The organism is Bifidobacterium sp. M0404 (assembly GCF_016101415.1).
In the GTDB taxonomy this organism is placed as follows: domain Bacteria; phylum Actinomycetota; class Actinomycetes; order Actinomycetales; family Bifidobacteriaceae; genus Bombiscardovia; species Bombiscardovia polysaccharolytica.
On record NZ_JACFQP010000004.1, the window covers coordinates 68,236 to 91,249 of the forward strand.

General features: G+C 59.2%; 15 protein-coding genes. 7 read left to right on the forward strand and 8 right to left on the reverse strand.

The annotated features are described in order from the left end of the window. Window positions 1-19: 19 nt before the first annotated feature. From H3T93_RS08355 to H3T93_RS08390, 8 genes are all read right to left on the reverse strand, one after another. A complete protein-coding gene (locus H3T93_RS08355) occupies window positions 20-1,636 on the reverse strand; it encodes an extracellular solute-binding protein (RefSeq protein ID WP_144178597.1) in 1,617 nt (538 codons plus the stop codon). Between the two features lie 285 nt (window positions 1,637-1,921). Continuing rightward, complete coding sequence (locus H3T93_RS08360) at window positions 1,922-2,593, reverse strand: YesL family protein (protein ID WP_144178599.1); 672 nt, start codon at window positions 2,591-2,593, stop codon at window positions 1,922-1,924. Between the two features lie 32 nt (window positions 2,594-2,625). Continuing rightward, entirely contained in the window at window positions 2,626-3,753 is a 1,128-nt protein-coding gene (locus H3T93_RS08365; protein ID WP_144178600.1) for an alpha/beta fold hydrolase, read from the reverse strand. A gap of 143 nt (window positions 3,754-3,896) precedes the next feature. Continuing rightward, window positions 3,897-6,230 carry a YhgE/Pip domain-containing protein gene (locus H3T93_RS08370; protein WP_144178601.1) on the reverse strand — a complete coding sequence of 778 codons (2,334 nt, stop codon included), beginning with the start codon at window positions 6,228-6,230 and terminating at the stop codon, window positions 3,897-3,899. Next, window positions 6,227-8,824, reverse strand: coding sequence for a YhgE/Pip domain-containing protein (locus H3T93_RS08375; RefSeq protein ID WP_144178603.1), 2,598 nt, complete (start codon window positions 8,822-8,824; stop codon window positions 6,227-6,229). The genes H3T93_RS08370 and H3T93_RS08375 overlap by 4 nt, the downstream gene beginning before the upstream one ends. A 333-nt stretch (window positions 8,825-9,157) precedes the next feature. Then, window positions 9,158-10,564, reverse strand: coding sequence for a chloride channel protein (locus H3T93_RS08380; protein ID WP_144178605.1), 1,407 nt, complete (start codon window positions 10,562-10,564; stop codon window positions 9,158-9,160). A 54-nt stretch (window positions 10,565-10,618) separates the two neighbouring features. Then, entirely contained in the window at window positions 10,619-10,924 is a 306-nt protein-coding gene (locus tag H3T93_RS09330) for a hypothetical protein (RefSeq protein ID WP_144178607.1), read from the reverse strand. Window positions 10,925-11,189: 265 nt separating this feature from the next. Then, window positions 11,190-13,604, reverse strand: a complete 2,415-nt coding sequence (locus H3T93_RS08390) for a S9 family peptidase (RefSeq protein ID WP_144178610.1) — start codon at window positions 13,602-13,604, stop codon at window positions 11,190-11,192. 230 nt (window positions 13,605-13,834) lie between these two features. Here H3T93_RS08390 and H3T93_RS08395 point away from each other — a divergent pair, with 230 nt between their 5' ends. From H3T93_RS08395 to pknB, 7 genes are read left to right on the forward strand one after another with little or no spacing between them, the layout of a single operon-like run. Further along, window positions 13,835-14,539 (forward strand): FhaA domain-containing protein, encoded by a 705-nt coding sequence (locus H3T93_RS08395; protein WP_015021121.1) that lies wholly within the window; start codon window positions 13,835-13,837, stop codon window positions 14,537-14,539. Between the two features lie 36 nt (window positions 14,540-14,575). Beyond that, the gene (locus tag H3T93_RS08400) at window positions 14,576-15,091 is read left to right on the forward strand and encodes an FHA domain-containing protein FhaB/FipA (RefSeq protein ID WP_390895326.1); all 516 of its coding nucleotides are present in this window, start codon (window positions 14,576-14,578) and stop codon (window positions 15,089-15,091) included. 6 nt (window positions 15,092-15,097) lie between these two features. Then, window positions 15,098-16,672, forward strand: a complete 1,575-nt coding sequence (locus H3T93_RS08405) for a BofC C-terminal domain-containing protein (protein WP_144178611.1) — start codon at window positions 15,098-15,100, stop codon at window positions 16,670-16,672. Next, window positions 16,669-18,210 carry an FtsW/RodA/SpoVE family cell cycle protein gene (locus H3T93_RS08410; protein WP_046322154.1) on the forward strand — a complete coding sequence of 514 codons (1,542 nt, stop codon included), beginning with the start codon at window positions 16,669-16,671 and terminating at the stop codon, window positions 18,208-18,210. Before H3T93_RS08405 ends, H3T93_RS08410 begins: the two co-directional genes overlap by 4 nt. After that, complete coding sequence (locus H3T93_RS08415; protein ID WP_121913223.1) at window positions 18,207-19,670, forward strand: peptidoglycan D,D-transpeptidase FtsI family protein; 1,464 nt, start codon at window positions 18,207-18,209, stop codon at window positions 19,668-19,670. The genes H3T93_RS08410 and H3T93_RS08415 overlap by 4 nt, the downstream gene beginning before the upstream one ends. Continuing rightward, the gene (locus H3T93_RS08420) at window positions 19,667-20,659 is read left to right on the forward strand and encodes a serine/threonine-protein kinase (protein WP_046322149.1); all 993 of its coding nucleotides are present in this window, start codon (window positions 19,667-19,669) and stop codon (window positions 20,657-20,659) included. The genes H3T93_RS08415 and H3T93_RS08420 overlap by 4 nt, the downstream gene beginning before the upstream one ends. After that, window positions 20,656-22,815: a Stk1 family PASTA domain-containing Ser/Thr kinase gene (pknB, locus tag H3T93_RS08425; protein ID WP_121913224.1), complete on the forward strand. Its 2,160-nt coding sequence runs from the start codon at window positions 20,656-20,658 to the stop codon at window positions 22,813-22,815. Before H3T93_RS08420 ends, pknB begins: the two co-directional genes overlap by 4 nt. The last annotated feature ends 199 nt before the right edge of the window (window positions 22,816-23,014 follow it).

The window sequence follows — 23,014 nt, forward strand, 5'->3', positions numbered from 1 at the left end:
AATCGATCAGTGAACTCTCCTAGTTGGCTTCACTGGTGTACTGGTCGTAATACTTCTGCCAAATTTGGATGTTCTGCTTCAGGCCCAGACTGGGGTCTTCAAGCTTTTTGACATAGGAGTCCCAGCCCTCATCGACCCCGCCCTTTTGGATCCACTTAGCGGTTTGTGCCAGTGCGTAGCTGAGAATAGCAGTGTTGTTGTTACCCAGGGCGGTTTGATCTTCCTCACTGTCAATACGGACATAAGCAGGCATGACATCCTTGACTGGGTCGACGTTGGCCAGGGTGTCCTTATAGGCCTTATCGGCCTCCTGGAGCGCCTCGGCAGTTTGGTCATTTTCGACGCTGATACTGTCGGGAATCCATCCTGCAAACCGGTCAGCTACGGCAGCACACTTTATCTTGCCGTCATAGCAGCCGTCCTTCATCCTGTAGACCTTGTCTCCCTTTTCCTCAACAAAGTCAGGAATGTCACCGTAGTACTGGGCGACTGAAATTTTAGGGCTATAGAGGGCGTTGATAGCCTTGTAGACAGCCTCCTTGTTCTTTGCATTCTTGGAAACGGCGATACCGTGATTGCTCAATTCGGTTAGATCCTGGGTGTAATCCCAGGTAACTTCAGAGTCAGGCCTATCGGCGCTATCCTTAGGCACCGGCATAGGGACATATTCATCCTTGAGCTTTTCAAAATCCGTCTTTGCCCAGCCGACAATCAGTCCGGAGCGGGCAGTCTTCCCATCTCCGGTTGTGGCCGCCGTGGTGGCTGCATCGTCTCGGGTCATGGCATCCTTGGGCACCAGACCCTGCTCCATCAGTGAGTGCAGATAGGTAATCACTTTCTTGTACTCAGGTTGCGTTAAGAAACTGTCGACCTTGCCATTCTTGACATAGTAGCCCTGTAGGGAAGGCGAGGTGCCGGCAAAGCTTGTAGTAATGCCCGTGGAGTTGAGCAGGACAAAGGGGTTCCAGAGCTTGAAACCATCGGTGTCCAGACGGCGCATATTGAAGGGTATTTCGTCAGGTTTTCCGTTCCCGTTGGGATCCTGGGTCTTAAAGGCGGTAAGTACCTGTGTCAGTTCATCCCAGGTCTTAGGCATCTGAAGTCCGAGTTTATCGAGCCACTTCTTGTTAATCATGAAATGGCTCGTTGAGACGCGGTAGCTCTTACCACGGTCTGTAGGGAGTACGTATACGTGCCCCTCCTTGTCTTTCACCATCTTTTCAGCGACGGTATTGTCCTTGAAGAACCGCTGTACATTGGGCATCTTGTCCATATTGGCGTTCAGATCATCAAAGTAGTCATACTTGACTGCATCGCCTGGGTCAAAGGCAAAAATCGAAGCATCCGCTATATCCCCAGAAGCTAATTTGGCGCTCTTCTGCTGACTCCAAGCAGAATCCGCGAGATCCTCCCACTGAATATGACAGTCACAGGCTGCCTCTACATCCTTAGCCCATTTCATTTTAGTCATAGGCGTATCGGTAGAATAGCGCGTGATCATCATTTTTATGACCGGTTTACCATCCGCTTCGGTACTGCTTTCAGCTTTGTCAGAACCACAGGCAGCCAGTGGAACCACCATGCCAAATAAGGCAGCGGCAGTCACAACCCTTTTCCACACACCTCTTTGTGCCATCACACTCTCCTTTACTGGTGACGCCAGGAGCGCGATGATCAGGCGACTGTGCAACCCATCCTTCTCCTGGCGAGGTCATAGTAAAAGAGTTAACTCGTTTATGTCAACTTTTATCAGTAACTGGTTAACTTGAGATATAGAACACTGCAATAATTGGAATTTATCAGGTGTTTTCAACAATAAAATAAGTTAACGCACAAGCAGTATCCCCTTCCTGGTCTCTATGATGGGCCAGAGCAGAAGATCATTACTCGCTACCACCAAGGTCACCAGACCAGGCAGGGGTTAACCCTGTTTGCGCCTCTTGGACTCCCTGGGCTCAAGGACGTGGACGTCCATACCGGGAATCCGGCCCCAGGAATAGACCGCCATCATATCGGCGAAGATGGGGACAGCCAGCCCGAAGGCAACCATGAGACCAGGCCAGGTGTAGTAGGCCCAGACGGTAATAAGCAGGAGGAGGACCAGCATGAGACTACAGAGGGGGCGTGCAATCACCATGGATAGGGAGGTCTTCACAATCCAGATAGGACCCTGGGCAAAATTGGAGCGGATGACCCAGCTTAAGCAAACGAAAAGACCATACACAATGTTGAGGACCAGGAGCAGGCCAGATACCACCAGGCCAGCCGTACCCATATCGTTGCGCATGGTCAGCCAGTACTCCCAGATCAGGAGAACCCATACCAGGAACTGTGGCCAGCCGAAGATGTTGGCCGGACCCAATTCCTCCTTCCAGGCCTGGTGGAAGGCCATCCAGGTCTGCTTGACCGTCCAAGAGCGGTCATGAAGGTCCAAGATCCAGGTTCTATAGACCGCGCAGGAGGCAGCAATGGAGGGGAAGAATCCTGCAAGGACCAGGCCCAGCAGCATATGGATCAGGAAAGCAAGATGAACCACCGCGACCATCATGATGATCCTGCATACAAACTCATAGCCCACTGCAAAACGATGCATTGTCACTCCCAGATTCTTGGTTTGTCCCCACTCTAGACGTGGGCTATGTCGTCCAGGTCCTCCCGGGAGGCCTCATCATTGAGGAGGACGTAGGGTTGTTCGAAGAAGCTAAAAATCCGGTCCAGGTAGGGACCCAGGACCGCGTTGGGCATCTCATATAACTCATGCATGCTGTGAGGCACCTTGACCAACTCGACCTCACAGCCACCGTCACGTACCTGGGCGGCAAACTTCTCCTGGGCCTTGGGTAGGACGAACCTGTCAGGCTCAGCCTGGAATAGGAGAATGGGAGCCTCCACCTGAGCACACTGGTCCGGTCGCATGAGCTCACGGCACATCTGTAGCGCTTCCTTGATCCACTGGTAGGTCACCTGGCTGGTCTGGTACCAGGTCTGCCCTACCCGCAACTGGTGGGCCCATTCAACCCTGGCCAGACTGCCATGCTTATATTTGGACATGTCCAAGTTGGCGTCAAAGGGGCGGAAGCCCGGAACTGGCTTCTCACCCATGCCTACTGCACAGGCTGCGTCCGCTGCTGCCAGTGCCGCCAGGGGCATATGCCCAGTCTTTGGCTCAATCATCGGTGAGGAGAGCACAGCCTTGCCAATGATGTCAGGGAAACGCTCCAGCATTCTCGCCCCGATGGCCGCCCCCATGGAGTGGGCATAAAGGTAGACCGGGTGCTCACCGGCATAGGTCTGGGCCACCTGGGTGCAAAAGCCAGCCAAGTCAGCCACGTAGCGCTCCCAGTTGTCCACCCAGACCAGGTTGGGGTCATCAACCCCGCGCCCTGACAGACCATGTCCCCAGTGGTCGAGGATGCAGACTGAGTACCCGGCCATAAGGAAGTACCAGGTGAGCTCCTCATACTTCCTGCCAAATTCGCTAAATCCGTGGGAGATGACGATGGCTCCCCGGTAGCGGGCCATCACATGGGTTGGGGTGGCATCCTGGAATTCTGAAGCAGAATAGCAGACGTAATGTAGCCGCTTGTGGGGATCACCCGTGTCCTCATTGGGTATGTCTGAACGAAAACTGTCCTTATCCCCGGGCTGGCAGGAGTCCATCCAACCCTCATGGCTGCACCTGGCCAGGCTGGGCAGGACCTTATTCTTCATGGTCTGCTCGTAGACGTGCTCATCAATTAAATCCACGCTCATAGTCCTAGCCTATAGGAGTCAGGCTTCCCCGATCAGCTTTACACGGCTTTTGCCTGACTTGTTACTTATCCGCAGAAGCCTTAAAACGGGGTTAGAGGACTCAAACCCTAGGGGACTTGGGGGTGTTTCCACTCACTCACAAGCTACATGAGCTTCGTGCTTTCCATATTCCTCATAAACCAACTGTTCAAGCGGATAACAGGGTTGCGCAGAACCAGACCCAGCAGGAGAGAGGGGACCAGGAAGAGGCAGAGGGCACCAATCTCGCGCCAGAATTCCATCCCGTAGACGCCGGCAATGGCCGACTGCATGGCGGCTATCGCGTGAACGAAAGGCAGGAAGGGGTAGACCGCCTGGAAGAAGTCTGGCAGGACCTCCCTGGGGACCGTACCACCTGAACCGGCCACCTGCATCACCAGCAGGATCACGGCCAGGGCCTTCCCCACGTCGCCGAAGGAGACCACCAGGGTGTAAATCAAGTTCATAAAGACAAAGGCAGCCAGGATACCGACCAGGAGGAAGAGGAGGGGGTGTTCACACTGGATCTTCAGATAGAAGAGGTCACCCAGGCAGACCATGCAGCCCTGAAGGATGGCCATGACGGCGAAGACCAGGAACCGTCCGAAATACTCTTGGTAGAGTTTCATTCCGAACCGTCGGGCATTACCAGGTGATTCAGGTCGAAAAGGTCCCCAGGGTTGTTTGCCTTCTTCATCCAGCGCGTCAGCCCGCAGCCAGGATGCCTTCAAAGAGTCCAGGCCCAGGACGCGGGCCTTCTTCCTGTCGGAGATACTCACCGTCATCATGGCAGCCAGGATGGTGGCCCCCACCCAGATGGAAAGGGTGGAATAGAAGGGGGCCATAGACGAGCCATAGTTGGCAATAGGAAAGACGGCCTTGCGCTGGACGGCCACCGGCGAGGTAAGTAGGGAGGCCAGGGTCTCCGCATCCCCGCTGAGCAGCTTGCGCGCATCCGTTGCCTCCTGGCCCTTATCGCTCTGCATCGTATCGGCCAGGTGACCACTCAGAGCCGTCAATTTACCTGAAGCCTGGCTGAGTTTGTCTGCGACATGATGCAGATGATCCTGAGCCCCTTTGAGGTCTGAAGAAACTGAACTGGACAGGGAGCTGATACCCTGGTTATTGTCATCTAAGTCGTCAAGCAGTCCGCCTGTTTGACTGACAACGGTATCCACTGAATCAGCTAAAGCCTGCAATTGAGGCCGCAGGGTATCCTGATAATCCTTGGACACCTTATCCACTGACTTCCTGGCCTGAACGATACTTTTCTGCAGGTCCTGGTGACTGGACTGGAGGGAACCACTATTATCCTTGACACTTTGGGAAGCGGCACCCAGTCTGTCAGACAGGTCCTTTTGCGCATCTTGCGCTGAACGCACGTTGGCGATGGCATTGTCCAACGAAGACAAGAGCTTCTGCTTAGCATCAGGAGTCAGAGTATTGTTGGCCTCCACAGATTCTCTGACAGCCTGTAGGTTCTGAATGACCTTGTCATAGCCGGCAGTAGTGTTCGAGACCTGGTCGCTCAAGGTTTGCAACTGATTAGCCACCGCATCTGATTGCAGGCCGACATTGCTAAAAGCATCGTCAACCTGTTTGGCGATAGCATCATAGGCTGAGCCAGTTTGGTCTAGAGCAGTATTCACTGAATCAGCAGCCCCTGACAGGGCCTTACCAACACTCTTCGTTCCCTTGACACCCTGCCCCAAGGCCTTGCGGGCCTGCGTGATGGATGATCCGGACTGACCAATAATCTTACCTGTCGAGTCCACTAACTGGGCTGAAGAGTCTAAAAGCCCACCGTAGGCGACTACTTGGGCTGAGGCCGTATCCAGGCGACTGGCCATCTCGTTGAGGTGACTTGTAGCTGTATCGAGATACTGCTGGGCCTGTGGACTCTGCGAGTATGCGAAAACCTGACTAGCCAGATCAATACCTACCTGACCGACAGTTTTTACAAAGGTGGTGTCAATAGTACTTGCCACCGTATCCGCCCCCTTCTCGGTTACGGTGGGGGCGATAGCATTCTTCTTTTGATTCAGGTAATACCCCAGCTGAGCATGCTTAATATCGGACGAAAAGAGGGTCATCATGTCTGCGCTGAAATCCTTGGGGATAACGATAGCGGCATAATACTGCCCTGACCGAACCCCATCGAGCGCTGACTCCCGATCCACAAAGTTCCAATCCAGCTGATCGTTGGCCTTGAGGGTATTGGCTACTGTTTCCCCCACATTGATCTTGACCGGGATCAGATCTGACTTGTATCCGGTGTCCATATTGACCACAGCCACCTTGATTGACTTGGCATTGCTGTAGGGATCCCAGCTGGCAGCGATGTTAAACCAGGCGTAAAGGGCTGGCACGATGATCAGGCCAATCAGCACGATGACAGCGATGACATTATTGGTGGCATCGAGCACGTCCCGGCGGAAGATCTTCCATATGTTTTTCATGAGTGATCAGCGCTATCAGCAGTCTCGAACTGAGCCCCACCAGGCCGCAGGAGGGAGCGTAGTCCCCCACCTGGTACCTGAGTCATTCCCAGTAAGCTTACGTACCTGTCACAGACGTATTCCACAATGATGAGGTATGCGTCAATCAGCACAATAGAGACGATGCAGAGGGTGAGCATAACAATTTTTGCCTCGACACTAAAGAGAAGGATGAGGAAGAGGAGGGGGAGCAGGGCCAGGGCCAACCCGGTGCGGATCAGACGGGGATAAATTGCCAGGAAACGATGTGCCCGCCGTCGAATAAGGAGCTTGTACTCATTCTCGAAGTCGCCTTCACCCCCTGTACCCAGGAAGGCCTTGACCAAGCTGCTTAGGCCGACCGGCCGACCGACCGACTGGTTCTTCTCCGTCAACATCAAATCGGTAGCACCCAGCCTCCGGTCGAAGAGGGCATTCAGACTGAGCATATATCTGCGAACAACTAAACCAATAAAGAGCGCTACAGGCAGGTACCAGAAGAGCGTGAGCATATCCAGCCAGTAGCGGGAACCATACATGCCTCCGATGGTCTCCCTCATGGCATCAATACTGTGTGTGAATGGGAGCCAGGGGCTCAAATTCCTGAAAAAGCTAGGCATCATTTCTATGGGATACATACCGGCTGAGCCTGGTATCTGCAAGATAACCATAACAACTGCCAGTGCCTTACCAATATGACGGAAGGTGGCAGCTAAGGCATAAATGATATTGATGTAGATAAAGGAAGCGAATACGCCGGTCAACATGAAGAGGGCAGGGTGTTCGCACTGAATGCCCAGTATCAAGTCACCGCCTGTGGCGATTACCGCCTGGAAGAAACCGATGAAGACCAGGAGTAGCCAGCGTCCTAGGTAGGCCTGGGTGGCGTTAAATTTACGCAGCCCCTCCTTGTCCACTTCGAGCTTGTAGATAGCGATGAGGATGAAACCCCCTACCCACAAAGCCAAATTGGTGTAGAAGGGGGAAAGGGAAGAGCCATAATTACGAATGGGATAGAGCGTGTGTGTGGTGAGCGCAACCGGCGATGCCATAGCCCTGCCAAACGAGTCGGAGTCCAGGTTCAGGGTCTCTTCCAACTTATGCCAGGAGGAGGAGCTACCCAAGGCAGCCACATCTGTACGCACTTTGTCCAAATCAGTGTGTACCTCATCCAGGGAGGTACTTGTGGTGGCAAGTGTAGAGTCAGCCCGGTCCAGGGTGCTGTCAAGTTGGTCGAGGAGGCTCTTGGACTGGGAGACTGTGGTCGTCAGACCATTGAGGGTCCCCTGCAAGGTACCTGTCATCGTGGAAAGACCATCTATGCCGGTGATCAGGTTGGGCATGAGTGTGCCAGTCAGAGCGCTACTGGTCTGGTTTAGCCTGCCTAGTCCAGCCTGGGCAGAACCGGTAATAGCACCACTGAGATCTTTCGTTGCCTGCTTGCCTGCTTGTAGGATTTGCGTCGAATTCTTAGTAAAACCGTCCAAGGCCTTTTTTTGGTTGTCATGCGCGGATTTCAGCTTATTGAGCTGTTCCTGAATACGGTCATACGAGGGGTCTCCCGGCTGAAGACCAGACTGATTTAAGCCGTTTTGCAGGCGGTCAATAGCCTTCCCGCTGTCGTCTACAATCTGGCCCAGGCTGGAGGTAACCTGATCTACCTTATCCTGGGTCGTATTAAAGTCATCCTGCAAGGTTCCAGCAGCCTGACTTACATCACTGGCTGTACCCGCCAACTTCATGGACCCATCTGACAGGGCCTGATTGAGGGCAGTAGAAAATTCTAGGGATCCTGTACGCACAGTGCCCAAATTGGCATCTGTCTCAGACAGGGCCTTCTGAACCGAACTGATCTGCTTATTGAGGGAGTCCAGGGTCTTTTGGGACTCAGCCACCGTTTGCTTAGCCTGGCCTACTGCGTTCTGAATTCGTCCCAGGGAATCTGATATCTCTTGGACATCATCCATGGTCTTACCCAGATCATCCACTACAGACTGCCGGGTTTGATCAGCTGAACCTTTGGCATCATGATATTTGGTCAGCACCTTATTTGCTAAGGTGTCACTGACCGTGGATATAAAGGTGGAATTGATCTGCTCATCAATCGTAGAAGCTCCAGTATCAGTGACCTTAGGTACCAGGGCATTTTTCTTCTCGTTGACGTAGTAATTCAGTTTTGGTTTGGTATGAGACCCGTTGATAACCCCGATTAAGTCCTGACTAAAGTGTTGGGGAATAATGATAGCTGCGTACGATTCACCTGCATGAACCTGATCAATGGCCACTTGCTGATCATCTATGAATTTCCAGCCTAAGCTGGTGTTCTTGCGCAACTCGTCAGTGACCTCCCTGCCAGCATTGATCCTACCGGTGAGATGAGAATCAGCCCCCCGGTCTAGGTTGACTATAGCCACGGGAATATTGCCTGTGTTGGCATAGGGGTCCCAGAGAGCAATGACATTGAACCAGGCATAGAGTGAGGGCAGAACAGCTACCCCAATAGTGACCACTAAGGCCACTGGGTTGCGCAGTAGGCGCAGGAGATCCCGTGAAAAGATCTGTAAGACAACTTTCACGACCTACTCCACCTCCTGGGTACCTGTATGACCCTGACAGATGAGGCCCTACCTTATTTGGCCCTACCAGTGACAGGACCTTTACTTCCTTACAGTATCGATTATCGTATGTCTACGACAGTGACTGAAGCTGGGACTGCCTAGAGACAGACCAAAAGTAGCTGCCCGCCAATGCCTCGCCTGAGTATAGCCATCTTCTCTTACCAGCGAATCCAGTCAGCTGGTCGTGAAGTTGCCCCCTCCCAGAGGGACCGACCCGCACCTGCATCATCGGGAGGGCTCCTCCCCCTAGCTTAGACAAGAACATCCCCTACTCCTGGTACCTATGGCCTGTCAGCCTGTTCCCCCGACCGTATGGTTGCATGGTGCGGCCGCTAGCTCATGTCCGGCTTTCTGGCTCAGGCTCAACAGCACCTGTGAAACCAAAATGGAGAGAGCTACAGCAAAGCCCAGGGGCATGATGGCGGTAATGGGAAGGTGACTGACCTCCATCAGCATGGCCAAGGCCATCAGGGGGGCCTGCTGAGAGGCTGCCAGGAGGGCAGTAGCCCCGATCAGGGCACACTGCCAGACCGGCAGTGCCGGTAGAAACCAGGCACCCACCAGGCCCACCCCGGCTCCGAGACTGGCCCCGATGGCTATCGAGGGAGTCAGGGTGCCGCCAGAGGCACCAGAACGGATAGTGGCCACGGTGAATACGGCCTTGACCAAGGCGAAGAGGCAGAGGGTCCCCAGGGCCATGACCAAGGCATGAGCGTCCGTTATGCCCTGCAAAGTCTGGTTCATGGCGGTTTGGGCCATGGAACGACCATTGCCCATGACCTGTGGCATCCAGATGGCGACCAGGCCGGTGAGGATACAGACGACGGGCAGCTGGAAGAGAATAGGATTACCCGTGCTCTGGTGCTGTTCGGCCCAGCTGGTCAGCCTGCGGAAGCCGGTTCCCACTAGCCCCATCAGGGGACCTATGAGCAGGCAGAGGCCCATCATCCAGGGAGAAAAAGCCTGGTTAGGGAGGGCATAATAGGGGCCGAAGCCCTTAATGACCCCTCCTACTAGGGTAGCCAGGGCGGACATACCCAGGTTGACCATGACCACCGTGATGCTGACCCGGCCTAGGAGGACCTCGATACCGAAGAAGGCGCCGGTCAGGGGGGCAATGTAGATACCGGCAAACCCGGCGCCGGCGGCAGCTGCAACCAGCATGGTCCGGTCTGCCTTCCGCAGGCCTAGGCGGCCCAGAAGGCGTGTCCAGTAAGTGGCTAGCATGGCCCCGGCCTCCCGGGGGGCCACCTCACGACCGATAGAGCCGCCCGAAGCTACGAGAAAAATCTGTAAGAGCACATGGGTCGCAGTCTGCCAGGCAGGCATATCGGCTCCCCTCACAGCCTTTTTGACAGAGGGAACCGGACGGGTACGGTTGCGCAGCAGCCACCAGAGGATGGCGGTGACCAGACCGGCCAGACTGACCGATATGAACCGGCGCAAGGCAGGGGTCTGGAAGGCCCCGGCCTGATGGGGGCCTTCCACAAAACCCAACATGAGCTTTTCTGATCCCGCAAAAAAGAGGGAGAGCAGGCCTGAGGACAACCCTACTCCCAGGCCCAGCACCAGAACTGAGATGGCCAGACCCAGCAGTCGTCTGACTGATCCTGTCAGCCGTACTGGAACCGCACCCGGGCTGCCGACCTGCCCCAGGCCTTGTCGGTCTGCATGCTCCTCTGTATCCTGCTCACTCATCACAGTGCTTAATCTAGCGGATACCCGGACCCAGGGGCTGTAGGGCCGCTAGAGTTATGGAACCCATGGGCGATAAGCCAGGAGTGGAGAGGCTTTCGGCCAAGGTTTGGTACCTAGGCTCTGATGGACTTTTAGATCCGCCTCCTGCTGGCTGGCAACGCCACGCTCATAGCAGTAGGCATGACAGAAGACGGAGTCCACATTTTCATAGGCCTTGGTCAGAACCGTACTCTCCCACTTACCAAAGGTAGGCACGCAGGCACTGGATGAGCCTCGGATCACGAGTTCGAGACCAGGTTCGGCCAGTTTCATAGTTTGGGCTGTCCAGTCCGCTGCTGACGCATATTCTTCTGGACTCATACGGCACACCTGCCAAGGGCCATCCATCTCATAGCTGATACACCATATGGATACGCCCATAGGCTCTGCAATCCCATTGTCTACCTAGCGATAAACCAGGGCTGTACCTACTTACCCGTTGACATATTCCAGCTTCTCCAGGGCCTCCTTCATTCCCCTGGTCCTTATGCCGACACCCAGCATGATCTTCGCACTAGCCTTACGCGACTAGCAGCAGAAGTCATCAATATCCATCTAGTTGGTTTCCGTTGAATGTCAGCCCGGATCAAGCCTGGACTGGTTGCACCCCTAGGGCCCGGTAAAGGAAGTCCCGCTGGAGGGTCAACAGGTTGCTGGAGACTGTGGGGTCGTTGGTCATGTGGGTGATGCCGGTCAACGGCAGAACCGTATGGGGGCGTCCAGCCGCCATCAGAGCGTTGGAGAGCCTCAGGGTATTGGCCACGGAGACATTGTCGTCCGCGAACCCGTGGATCAGCATCAGCGGGCGGCGCAGCGAGGGGGCGTCATCAATGATCCCGTTGCGGCGGTAGACGGCCGGGTCCAGACCTAGATAGCGCTCGGTGTAATGGGTGTCGTAAAGAGTCCAGTCCGTGGGCGGGGCACCCGCGCAGGCCGCATGGATCCGGTCGGGAGCCCGCAGAACCGATAGAGCCGACAGGAAGCCGCCATAGGACCAGCCGATCATGGCCACATGCCCCAGGTCGGCCTCGGGGGCGAAGTCCGGCAGGGCCTCCAAAGCCTCAAGCTGGTCATCCAGAGTCACCTGGGCCATGTCCTCGAAGATGGCCCGATCCCAGGCAGGACCACGACCAGGCGTGCCTCGGCCATCGGCGGTCAGTACCAGGAAGCCCTGATCGGCCCACCACTGGGACTCCCAGTAGTAGGACTGGTTAAAGACCACCTGCTGGGCACCTGGCCCGCCGTAGGGCTTGAGCAGGACGGGCAGGCTGTCGGCGCTGGCGTAGGGGCTAGATTCAGAGGGCCTGACGATGGCTGCGAACAGCTCGTGCTGCCCCATGCGCACGAAGTCCACGTTGGGGGTGAACCCGGGATCGCTGCTGGTGTCGGCCAGGACAGCGCTCATAGCCCCCTGGCTATTGATATGACCTGTATCCACGGCCCGACGATCAGGACGATCCTGATGCTCCGGCCGTACAGGTTCGCCAGTCTGCCTGGCACTACTGTCGGGGCGAGCTTCGCCCACCAGGCCCAGCCCTTCAGCACCCAGACGGTCCAGATCCCCATCAGCCCCCAGATAGCAGTGCCGCACCTGTCCCTGCGCCGAAGCCATGGTCCGGCCGCTGACCACGATGCCATGGCCGGCTCGTGAGGCGGACCACACTCCAGGCAGACGGTTAAGCACATGGATGGAGCCGTCATAACTCAGGCGCATCAAATCGAAACTGCGGGGATCAGTGGAGACCACCGCCAGCACATCATGGTCCTCCACAGACAGCACCTGCCGAATCTGGCAACCCGCTGGGGAGAAGACCTTTCCGTCAAGGCGCAGCCGCGTGGTGTCGGCTTCTGTGTCGATGAAGGCATCCACCAGCCCGCCCTGGGGCCGGTAGGCCGGCAGCCCGGGCACCAGGTCGATCCACTGATCGTTGCTATGCTCCTGCAGCACTATGGTGGACACCTTGGGTGCCGCCTCGGGATCAAGCAGGGTCATATTCCGCCCCGGCTCCAAATCCTGACGGGCATCCGGCACCTTCACATCCAGGATCCTGTCCTCGGTCTGTCGGCGGTTCTGAACCAGCAGCAGGGGCCGATGCCCCTCCTGCCAGCGGACCACGGCCATGTACTCGAAGGCCTGATGGTCCCAGTCCACCTCGCCCACCCAGGGGTCGGCGTCATCCTGGCCCAGGAGGACCAGGCTCAGCCCAACGCGTGCGTTGGCAGTCAGAGCCTGGGGATACCGCCTGGCGCGCGGCCCGACCTGGGGATTGGCCGGATCGCTGATGTACCAGATCGGCTCATCGGAGGAATCAGTGTGCTCGACCAGCAGAGCCCGGGAATCCGGCGACCACCAGAACCCCTGGTAGCGATCCATCTCCTCGCCGGCCACGAACTCGGCCAGCCCCAGCTGCATCCGATCATCAGTGCCGGGGCGCAGTGCCAGGACAGCCCGTTCATGATCCTGCTCGGCACCTTGCCCGATGGTGACCACCATTAGCCGGTCGCCAGTCGTATAGGCCACCATGGTGCCGTCCGGGCTGATGGCGGGATTAAGCACAGCCGAATCACTGTCTTCCAAGCTCAGAGCCCGTGTGGAGGCGGTGAGACCATCAGAGGCTATCAGCGAAAACCAGAGCCGACCACCCAGGGCAAAGACCACCCGATCCCCGGCAGCATCCACGCTGTAATCGACAATCCCCTCGCCGCCTTCTCGCGAGCGCTCCCTGCGGGCCAGCTCGGCGGCCGGCACCTCTTCCTGGTCTGCATCCTCCAGCAGGGCCCTGGGGTCAGCCAAGAGCACCTCATGGTGGCGGCTTTCCTGGTCAAAGACGGACAGCCAGAGCCCGGTCACCAGGTCCTCAGGCCCGTCGGAGCGCAGGAAGACGGCCCTTGAACCGTCCCCCACCGCCAGGGCTGACCGCGGCGCACCCAACGTAAACCGCAGGGTCCGGGCCTTGGCCCGCGGATATGCCTCCATCGCCCGATCCACCTCTTCGGCCATGCTCGCTCCTCGAATATCTCTGACATGATCCCCATGACCATGCGTCTGCCACGATGATAAGCGCCCAAGCGCCAAAGGGGAATTCGATCAGCCTCAACCCCGATTTGTCATCCTGACGGTCGCGGGTCGTTCGAACCCGTTCATTGGAGAAATTGCAAGCATCCGACCACTCATTACCCCCTTCCGGCAGGGTCACGTACTATGAAAGGGTTATATGGAAAGGGATGACTATGAGCGTTCTCGATCGTTTCGAGAAGAGCGTGGAAGGCGCCGTTAACGGTGTCTTCTCGAAGTTCGGCTCCAAGGACCTGCAGCCCGTCGACCTGTCGAGCGCCCTCGAGCGTGAGATAGACTCACAGGCCATGCCCGTTGGTCGCGACCGCACCGTGGCGCCCAACGAGTATCGATTCAGACTATCCACACCAGACTTCGACCGCATCGAGCAGTGGGGTTCGGAGGCTCTGGCCAACGAGCTGGCAGACAATCTGACCAAGTACGCCGAAAGCCAGCACTATGCCTTCGTCGGTCCGGTCGTGGTCATATTCGAAGAGGACCTCAACCTGAACAAGGGTGACTTCCACCTGTCTGCCGAGTCGGTTCAGGGCAACGCGGCGCCCGTTACCACTCCCGAAGAGTCCAAGGACTGCCCGGTGCTGGAGATCAACGGCCGCCAGTACCTGCTGACCGCCCCCATCACCACCATCGGCCGTGGATCCTCCTGCGACATCGTCATCGACGACGCAGGCATCTCCCGCCGACATCTCCAGATCGAGATCACCGACAAGGGCGTGGTAGCCCGCGATCTGGGGTCCACCAACGGCACCTATGTAGAGGGACATCAGGTTCCCGCAGCCACCCTGCTGGACGGCAATACCATCACCATCGGCCGTACCCGCATCCTCTACTGGGCATCGTCGCAGGAACAGGATTCGTAAGTCGCCCAGACCTTGAAGTAAGGTCGAATCATTATGCTGACTGAACTGACATTCGCCATCCTCAAATACGGATTCCTGGCTCTGCTATGGGTGTTCGTCTGGCTGGCCGTCCGTTCACTCCGCAAAGACATCGAGACCTTCAGCCCCAAGACTTCCCATACCCGTCGACGCAGTGAACGCGCAGCCCAGCGCAAGCTGCCGGCGGCCGCCAGATCCGTGCCTATCGCCCCAGTCAGCAAGACAGAGCACGCGAACAACGAACCCTCCCTGCTGGTGGTCATCGACGGACCTCTGGCCGGCTCCTCCACGCCGCTGTCCGGGCGTCCCATCACCCTGGGCCGCTCCTCCTCGAACACCTTGGTGCTGGACGACGAGTTCGTCTCCGGCCATCATGCGCGGGTCTACCAGGATCCTGCATCGGGCCGATGGGCCATCGAGGATCTTGGGTCCACCAATGGCACCGTCGTCTCGGGGCAGAGAATCACAGCTCCGACAATCCTACCGGCGGAGGTTCCTGTACGCATCGGAGCCACCACCTTCGAGTTGAGGTAGCCGCCCATGACCAGGAACGATGCGAGCCAAAAGCTGTTCCTCTACTCCACGGCGGTTTCAGACGTGGGGTACGTGCGCAGCAACAACCAGGATTCGGCCTTCGCCGGCGAGCGCCTGGTGGCCATGTGCGACGGCATGGGCGGCCACGCAGGCGGGGATACGGCCTCGACCATAGCCATCCGATCCCTGGCCCACATCGAACGCGACGACCGGGAACAGGACGTGCAGTCCCTGGCTCGGATGATGGAGACCTCGGTCATCGCGGCCCATGACGCCATCGTGGGCAAGGCCAAGCGCGAACACCGGCTGTCAGGCATGGGCACCACGGTCACGGCCTTGGCTCTGGCCAACGACTCCTGGGTGCTGGCCCATATTGGGGACTCCCGGGGTTACCTCCTGCGGGAGGGCAAGTTGATCCGGATGACCCAGGACCACTCCTACGTGCAGCACCTGATCGACACTGGCCGCATCTCCCCGGCCGAGGCCCGCAACCATCCTCAGCGCAACGTGGTCATGCGGGTCCTGGGGGATTTCGACATCGACCCCCGCCCGGACATCTCCATTTCCAAGGCCCTTCCAGCAGACCGCTGGATGATCTGCTCGGATGGTCTCTGCGGCGTTCTGGAGGACTCAACCATCGCCGAAGTGCTGTCCTCGGTCTCGGACCAGGCGGAGTGCGCCCAGCAGCTGGTCACCTTCGCCCTGAAGGCCGGAAGCACCGACAACGTGACCGTGGTCATCGCCGATGCCACGCTGGCCCTGGACGCCGACGCCTTCGACCTGCCCCATCAGACTCCTCTGGTCGGTGGCGCGGCCAGCTCCAACCTGGAGGCCCTGGCCGACATCCTGGATGAGCCCGTAGCGGCCGCACCACGCCTGCGTGACGAGTCCCGGGAGTCCCCCGCCAAGCGGGCCGCCGACCTGGCCCAGGACCGGGACGCCGACAAGCAGGAGGACGAGGATGGCGACGGCCGCACCGCCCAGCCCTCGGCTGCCCGCGAGGAGAGCGGCGAACGGCATGTGCCCGACACCAGCGAGATCCCCATCGTCCACAAGAAGGACGGCTCAGACTCTGCCGATCCCTACGATCCAGATGTGGCCGATGCCATCCACAAGGAGCACCTGGAGCAGCGCAAACGCCAGCGCGCCCGGCATCGGCGGATTCGGCTGATCCTGGCCGGCATCATCACCCTGGTGATCCTTGCCCTGGCCGGAGGCACGGCGGCTGCCTATCGCTGGAGCCAGGAACAGTACTACCTGGGCACGGACCAGGGCCGTGTGGTCATCTACCAGGGCGTGCCCACCAAGGCCTTTGCCCTCTCGCTTTCCCACCCAGTGCAGACCACGGACATCACCGTCAAGGGGCTTCCCCAGTCCTGGCGTGACCAACTGGAAGAGGGCATCACCGTCTCCAGCATGGACGATGCCAAGGAGCACGCCCGTCTGATCCGGAAAGAGGCCGGCGACCTCAAACGCGAGCAGGCCAAGGAAGCCAAGGACGAGTCCGGCCAGGCGACGACTTCCCCCTCAGCCTCGCCCTCACCGTCGAAAACCGACCAGAGCGGGCGGCAGCAATCATGATCATCACCCGTCTGCGCCGCATAGGCCTTCTGCTCTTCTCCCTGCTGGTGGGGTTCATCGGATTCTTCCAGATGTTCGCCCGTGCGGCGGGCCGCTTCCCCGGTGACTACGCAGCCCTGCTGGTAGTCACCGCCGCCCTCTTCATCGCCCTCTGGGTCCTGCTGGAGATTTTTCAGCCTTACGGTAGCCAGGCCATCCTGCCCAGCATCGTCATCCTGAGCTCCCTGGGCATAACCCTGATTACCCGCATAGATCTGCGCAACGCCCGGATTGGCCAGCCTACACGAGTGGGCTTCACCCAGCTGATCTGGCTGTGTCTGGCCCTGGTCCTGTGCGGGCTGCTGGTGGTGCTGCTCAGGGACTATAGGCTGCTGCGCCGCTTCTCCTATGTGAGTATGGTAGTGGGCCTGGTCCTGCTCCTATCGCCCATGCTTCCCGGCATCGGCCGCGAGATCGGCGGTGCCCGCATCTGGATAGGCATAGGGTCTCACACCCTGCAGCCCGGCGAATTCGCCAAGCTCTTCCTGGCCTTCTTCTTCGCCGCCTACCTGTTCGACCACCGAGACCAGCTAGCCGTGGGCGGCAAGAAGTTCCTGGGCATGCGGCTGCCCCGAATCAAGGACTTTGGCCCCATTATCATCGTCTGGCTTATTTCGCTGGCCGTCCTGGTCATCCAGCATGATCTGGGCACCTCGCTGATGTACTTCGCCATGTTCGTCTCCATGCTCTATGTGGCTACCGGCCGCACTAGCTGGATCGCCATAGGCGCGGTCTTCTTCGTCATCGGGGCTGTGGCCGCCTCCATGATCTTCGCCCATGTGGGTGCCCGTGTGGACGCCTGGCTGCACCCCTTCAGCGATGCTGAGTTCAGCAAGGCCTTCGGCGGGTCCGGCCAGCTGGTGCGCGGCATCTTCGGCCTGGCCGCCGGCGGGCTGACAGGCACCGGCCTGGGCCAGGGACGTCCCTGGATCACCCCCCTGGCCAACTCTGACTTCATCTACACATCGGTGGGCGAGGAGCTGGGGCTGAGCGGCCTGCTGGTGGTCCTGGCCCTCTACCTGGTCATCGTGGCCTCGGGCATGATCACGGCCATGAAGATCAAGGATGGCTTCGGCAAGCTCCTGGCCTCCGGTCTGGTCTTCACCATGGCCTTCCAGGTCTTCACCGTGGTGGGCGGTATCACCCTGGTCATCCCCCTGACCGGACTGACCATGCCCTACATGGCGGCGGGCGGCTCCAGTCTGGTGGCCAACTGCATCCTGGCCGTCCTGTTGATCATCATCTCCAACGCGGCCAACAAGCCTGCGCCGGAGGTCAGCTCGGACACCTTCAAGTACGAGGCTCTGGCCGTCCTGCGCCAGCAGGAGACCAGCAAGCGCAACAGCCAGGACGACTCGGACCCCGACTCAGACTCTGACGACCAAGAGTCCCATGATCGTCATGCCGGGCCGATCGAGCAGACCGACCAGGACGAGGAGACCGACCTGCCAGCCACCGGCCGCATCCCCGTCCGTCAGGTCCGAGGAGGTGGACAGTGAACAAGGCCTTGCGTCAACTCTTCAACGCCGTCATCGTCCTCTTCGTCATCCTGGGGCTTTCCAGCTCCATCATCATGGTGATCCGGGCGGAGAGCCTTAACTCGGACCCCCGCAATCTGCGTGCCCTGTACCACGAGTATGCGGCACCCAGGGGGGCCATCCTGACCTCGGACGGCGCCGTCATGGCCCAGTCCGACCCCATCAACGACTCCTTCCAGTACCAGCGGCACTACCACAAGGGGCCCGTCTACTCGCCCATCACCGGCTACTACTCCATCACCAGCCCGGCAGACCGAGGAATCGAGGCCTCGCGCGACCGTCTGCTGAGCGGGCAGTCGGACAGCCTGTGGATGGACCGGGTCAAGTCCCTCTTCACCGGCACCCAGAACAAGGGCGCCTCCATCGAGACCTCCATCAATCCCAAGATGCAGGAGGCCGCCTACGCCATGCTGGGCAACTTGTCCGGTTCGGTGGTGGCCATCGAGCCCTCCACAGGCCGCATCCTGACCATGGTCAGCACACCGAGCTACAACCCCGAAGACCTGACCGCCCACGACAGCGGCGATGCCTCCCAGGCCTACCAGAAGCTGGCCTCCCGTTCCGACAACCCCATGCTCAACCGGGCCACCTCGCAGCTGTATCCGCCCGGGTCCACCTTCAAGGTGGTTGTGGCCGCCGCCGCCCTGGAGTCCGGCCAGTATCACCCCGATAGCCAACTGCCGGCCGGGGCCTCATACACATTGCCCGGCACCAACTACAATCTGACCAACACCACTACAGCGGCCGGCGGGGTCAACGGGAAGATCAGCCTGGAGAATGCCCTGGCCTACTCATCCAACACGGCCTTCTCCCAGCTAGGGGTCGCCCTGGGCGGCAAGACGCTGGCAGCACAGGCCCGCAAGTTCGGCTACGGCTCCACCATCACCCTGGACGGGACCACCTCTACAGGACGGCCCATGAAGGCCGTGGCCTCCAAATTCCCCGAGGACCAGTCCCAGGACCGGATCGCCCTGGCTTCCATCGGCCAGGGAGACACCCTATCCACCCCACTCCAGGCTGCCATGACGGTCGCCGCCGTGGCCAACGGCGGCAAGCTCATGCAACCGACCCTGGTGGACCGGGTGCGCTCCAGCGACCTCAGCGTCATCAGTGAGACAACGCCCTCGGTCTACTCACAGGCCTTCTCATCGGACACCGCCAAGGCCCTGACCACCATGATGGAGGCAGTAACCACCAAGAGCTATCCGGAGCTTGAGATTCCAGGCGTACAGGTGGCCTCCAAGTCCGGCACAGCCCAGATCGGCACGGGCAATACGGCAAATGACGGGTGGATGGTAGGATTCGCTCCGGCCGACAAACCCAAGGTAGCCGTAGCCGTCGTGGTGCATGGAATCTCCTCCTATGGCATAGACATTGCCGGACCGATTATGAAACGCATCATGCAGGAGGCTGCCAAGTGAAACTGGTACAAGGACAGCTCATCCATAGACGGTACCGTCTGGACCGTCGCCTGGCCCAAGGGGGCATGGGCGAAGTCTGGAAGGGCTATGACATCGAACTGGGACGAGTTGTGGCCATCAAGGCCCTGCGCGAGGATCTGACCAACGAGGAGTCCAAGCTGCTGCGGCTGCGGGCCGAGGCGCACAATTCCGCCAACCTGGCCCACCCCAATATCGCCGCCCTCTTCGAGTACTACGAGCACGACGGCATCGGATTCCTGATCATGGAATACGTGCCCAGCCAATCCCTGGCAGACATCTATCGGGACCGGGGCGCCCTGGACCCCATCGAGCTGCTGCCCATCCTGATACAGACGGCCCGAGGGCTCTACGTGGCCCACTCCCACGGGGTCATCCACCGGGACGTCAAGCCGGCCAACATCATGGTCTCCGACACCGGCGAGGTCAAGATCACCGACTTCGGGGTCTCCTACTCCACCAACCAGGGGCAGATCACCCAGGACGGCATGGTGGTGGGCACAGCCCAGTACATCTCGCCCGAGCAGGCCCAGGGCCTCCAGGCCACCCCCCAGTCCGACATCTACTCCCTGGGTGTGGTGGCCTACGAGGGGCTCTGCGGACACCGGCCCTTCACCGGCGCCACCCCGGTGGACATCGCCGCAGCACACGTCAACGACCCTGTGCCGCCACTGCCCGACTCAGTGGACAACCAACTCATGAACTTCGTCATGTCCATGCTGGCCAAGGACCCGCGAGACCGCCCGGCGAATGCCCTGGTGGTCTCGCACACGCTGGCCAGGATCGAGCAGCGGCTGCTGGACCAGCAGCTGGGTGAGACGGAGGTCATCGACCCGCGCGCACCCATGCCTCGACGCATTGTGAGCAGGCCACACGCGGCAAAAGACATCTTCAGGCCCTTCTGGGGGCACTATGGAGAAGGAAGCGCACAGCGCGGCCTTGAAGCGACGAACGGAGGGGATACCCTATGAGCATCACACTGCCGCCGTCCCTAGCGGACGGACGTTACCGTCTGGGACAGCTGATCGGACGCGGTGGCATGGCCGAGGTCCACAAGGCTGTGGACACGCGTCTGGGAAGGACGGTCGCGGTCAAGATCATGCGGTCCGATCTGGCCAACGACGAGGTCTTCCTATCGCGGTTCCGGCGGGAAGCTCACTCGGTCGCCCTGCTCAACAACCCCAACATCGTCTCCATCTATGACTCGGGCGAGGAGATACTGACCGACGACCAGGGCAACCATGAGCGGGTGCCCTACCTGGTCATGGAGTACGTCAAGGGGCAGACCCTGAGGTCCATCCTCAAGGAGAACGGGGCCCTGAGCCAGCGCGACAGCGAGCAGGTCATGCTGGGCATGCTAAGCGCCCTGGACTACTCCCACCACATGGGGGTCATCCACCGGGACATCAAGCCCGGCAACATCATGATCTCGGAGCAGGGCATCGTCAAGGTCATGGACTTCGGCATCGCCCGGGCCATGGACGATTCGGCCGCCACGATGACCCAGTCCCAGGGCGTGGTGGGCACGGCCCAGTACCTGAGCCCCGAACAGGCCCGCGGCGAGAGCGTGGACATGCGTTCCGACCTCTACTCGGCCGGCTGCGTCCTCTACGAGATGCTGACCGGACGGCCGCCCTTCAACGGGGATTCGGCCGTGGCCATCGCCTACCAGCATGTCACCGAGGTGGCCACCCCGCCAAGCACCATCGTGCCTGGCCTGCCGAAGATGTGGGATTCCATCTGCGCCAAGGCCATGGCCAAGGATCGTCAGAACCGGTACGCCACGGCCGCTGCCTTCAAGAGTGACATCCTGGCCTTCATGAATGGCGGGACCCCGGTGGCTGCCGCCTTCAACCCGCTGACCGACCTGGCCAACGTCAAGGCCCGCAAGGATGCCGAGCAGGGCACCGAAACGGCCACCATGCCGCTGACCGAAGAGGAGACGGCCGCCACCCAGGCCTTCAACCCTGTTCAGGACCCGCTCAATCCGGCCGCTGCCACCGATCTCGCCACAGCTGAGCGCACGGCCACCAAGGCGGCCCAGCAGAAGTCCAAACGGCGCAAGAAGATCATCATCGCCGCTATCGTGGCAGCCTTGCTTCTGGTGGCCGCCGGACTCGGCGTGACCTATATGAGCCGAAACCGCCATCAGATGGCCGAGGTACCCACCATCAATGCTCAGATGTCGCGAATTCTCGCCCGTGAGAAGGTCACCGCCGCAGGCTTCAATTACCAGGAGAAGGAGGACCATGACTCGGCCGAGCCCAAGGGGACCTTCACCAAGCAGAGCCCCAAGGGAGGAAGCATGGCCCCCAAAGGCTCCACAGTAACCGTCTGGTTCTCCTCCGGGCCCAAGGACACGGCCATTCCCGATGTCAAGGGCATGAACCAGCAGGAGGCTCGCAGAACCCTGGAGAAGGCCGGATTCAAGGCCTCTCCCGCTGCCTCGGTAGAAGACAGCCAAGACGTGCCCAAGGACCATGTGACCCGCACGGATCCCGCCGCCGGCCAGAGCGTGGCCAAAGGAACCAGCATCCTGCTCTACATCTCCTCGGGCATGACCAAGGTGCCTGACCTGTCTGGCAAGAGCAAGGACGACGCGACCAAGACCCTGCAGAGTCTACACTTCAACATCACCATCCACGAGCAGGCCTCCAACACCGTGGCCAAGGACGTGGTCATCAGCACCGACCCGGCTGCCGGATCCTCCATCCAGCAGGGAGCCATGATTACAGTCACCGTCAGCAGCGGCATGAAGCTGGGTTACTACATCGACATGACCCTGGGCGAAGCCAAGCGCAACCTGGGCCAGGGGGTCAACATCAAGGTCAACGGCCCCAACAACGACAACGCCGTGGTCACCGGCCAGGATCCCACCTCAGGCGCCTCCTTCGACAAGTCCAAGGACACCATCACCCTGACCACGGCCATCAGCGTCCCAGTCATCGCCCCGGGCGAGACCTTGGGCAGCTACCGGCAGAAGCTGACCAACAGTGGTGTCAGCGCCGACAGAATCACTTCTGTCGGCAAGGACACGGACAAGGTGACCGCTGTAAGTCCCGGAGCCGGCAGCAAGGTGGACGACAACACCCCCATAACTGTGACCACCGTCAGCTCCACCAACTGATCGTATGACCCGGCGGCCACAGCCTTGCCGCCGGGTCATATAGTTGGGTCATAAAGAGCCAGGCAGAGTGAATACGGGATGAATTAGAGCGATGGCTATTAGTCCGCGTCATTAGGCTGAGAACCGAGACTTTCGGTCACAAACATCAGTCATGACTTCTGCTGACAGACCAGAGCTCCAAGCGTTAACCGCCAGGACC

Coding starts and splice junctions, on each gene's coding strand:
- pknB (WP_121913224.1), top strand. CDS start 20,656: ATGAGCATCACACTGCCGCCGTCCCTAGCGGACGGACGTTACCGTCTG.
- H3T93_RS08355 (WP_144178597.1), bottom strand. CDS start 1,636: ATGGCACAAAGAGGTGTGTGGAAAAGGGTTGTGACTGCCGCTGCCTTA.
- H3T93_RS08390 (WP_144178610.1), bottom strand. CDS start 13,604: ATGGCCGAAGAGGTGGATCGGGCGATGGAGGCATATCCGCGGGCCAAG.
- H3T93_RS08370 (WP_144178601.1), bottom strand. CDS start 6,230: ATGAAAAACATATGGAAGATCTTCCGCCGGGACGTGCTCGATGCCACC.
- H3T93_RS08410 (WP_046322154.1), top strand. CDS start 16,669: ATGATCATCACCCGTCTGCGCCGCATAGGCCTTCTGCTCTTCTCCCTG.
- H3T93_RS08405 (WP_144178611.1), top strand. CDS start 15,098: ATGACCAGGAACGATGCGAGCCAAAAGCTGTTCCTCTACTCCACGGCG.
- H3T93_RS08365 (WP_144178600.1), bottom strand. CDS start 3,753: ATGAGCGTGGATTTAATTGATGAGCACGTCTACGAGCAGACCATGAAG.
- H3T93_RS09330 (WP_144178607.1), bottom strand. CDS start 10,924: ATGAGTCCAGAAGAATATGCGTCAGCAGCGGACTGGACAGCCCAAACT.
- H3T93_RS08360 (WP_144178599.1), bottom strand. CDS start 2,593: ATGCATCGTTTTGCAGTGGGCTATGAGTTTGTATGCAGGATCATCATG.
- H3T93_RS08395 (WP_015021121.1), top strand. CDS start 13,835: ATGAGCGTTCTCGATCGTTTCGAGAAGAGCGTGGAAGGCGCCGTTAAC.
- H3T93_RS08380 (WP_144178605.1), bottom strand. CDS start 10,564: ATGAGTGAGCAGGATACAGAGGAGCATGCAGACCGACAAGGCCTGGGG.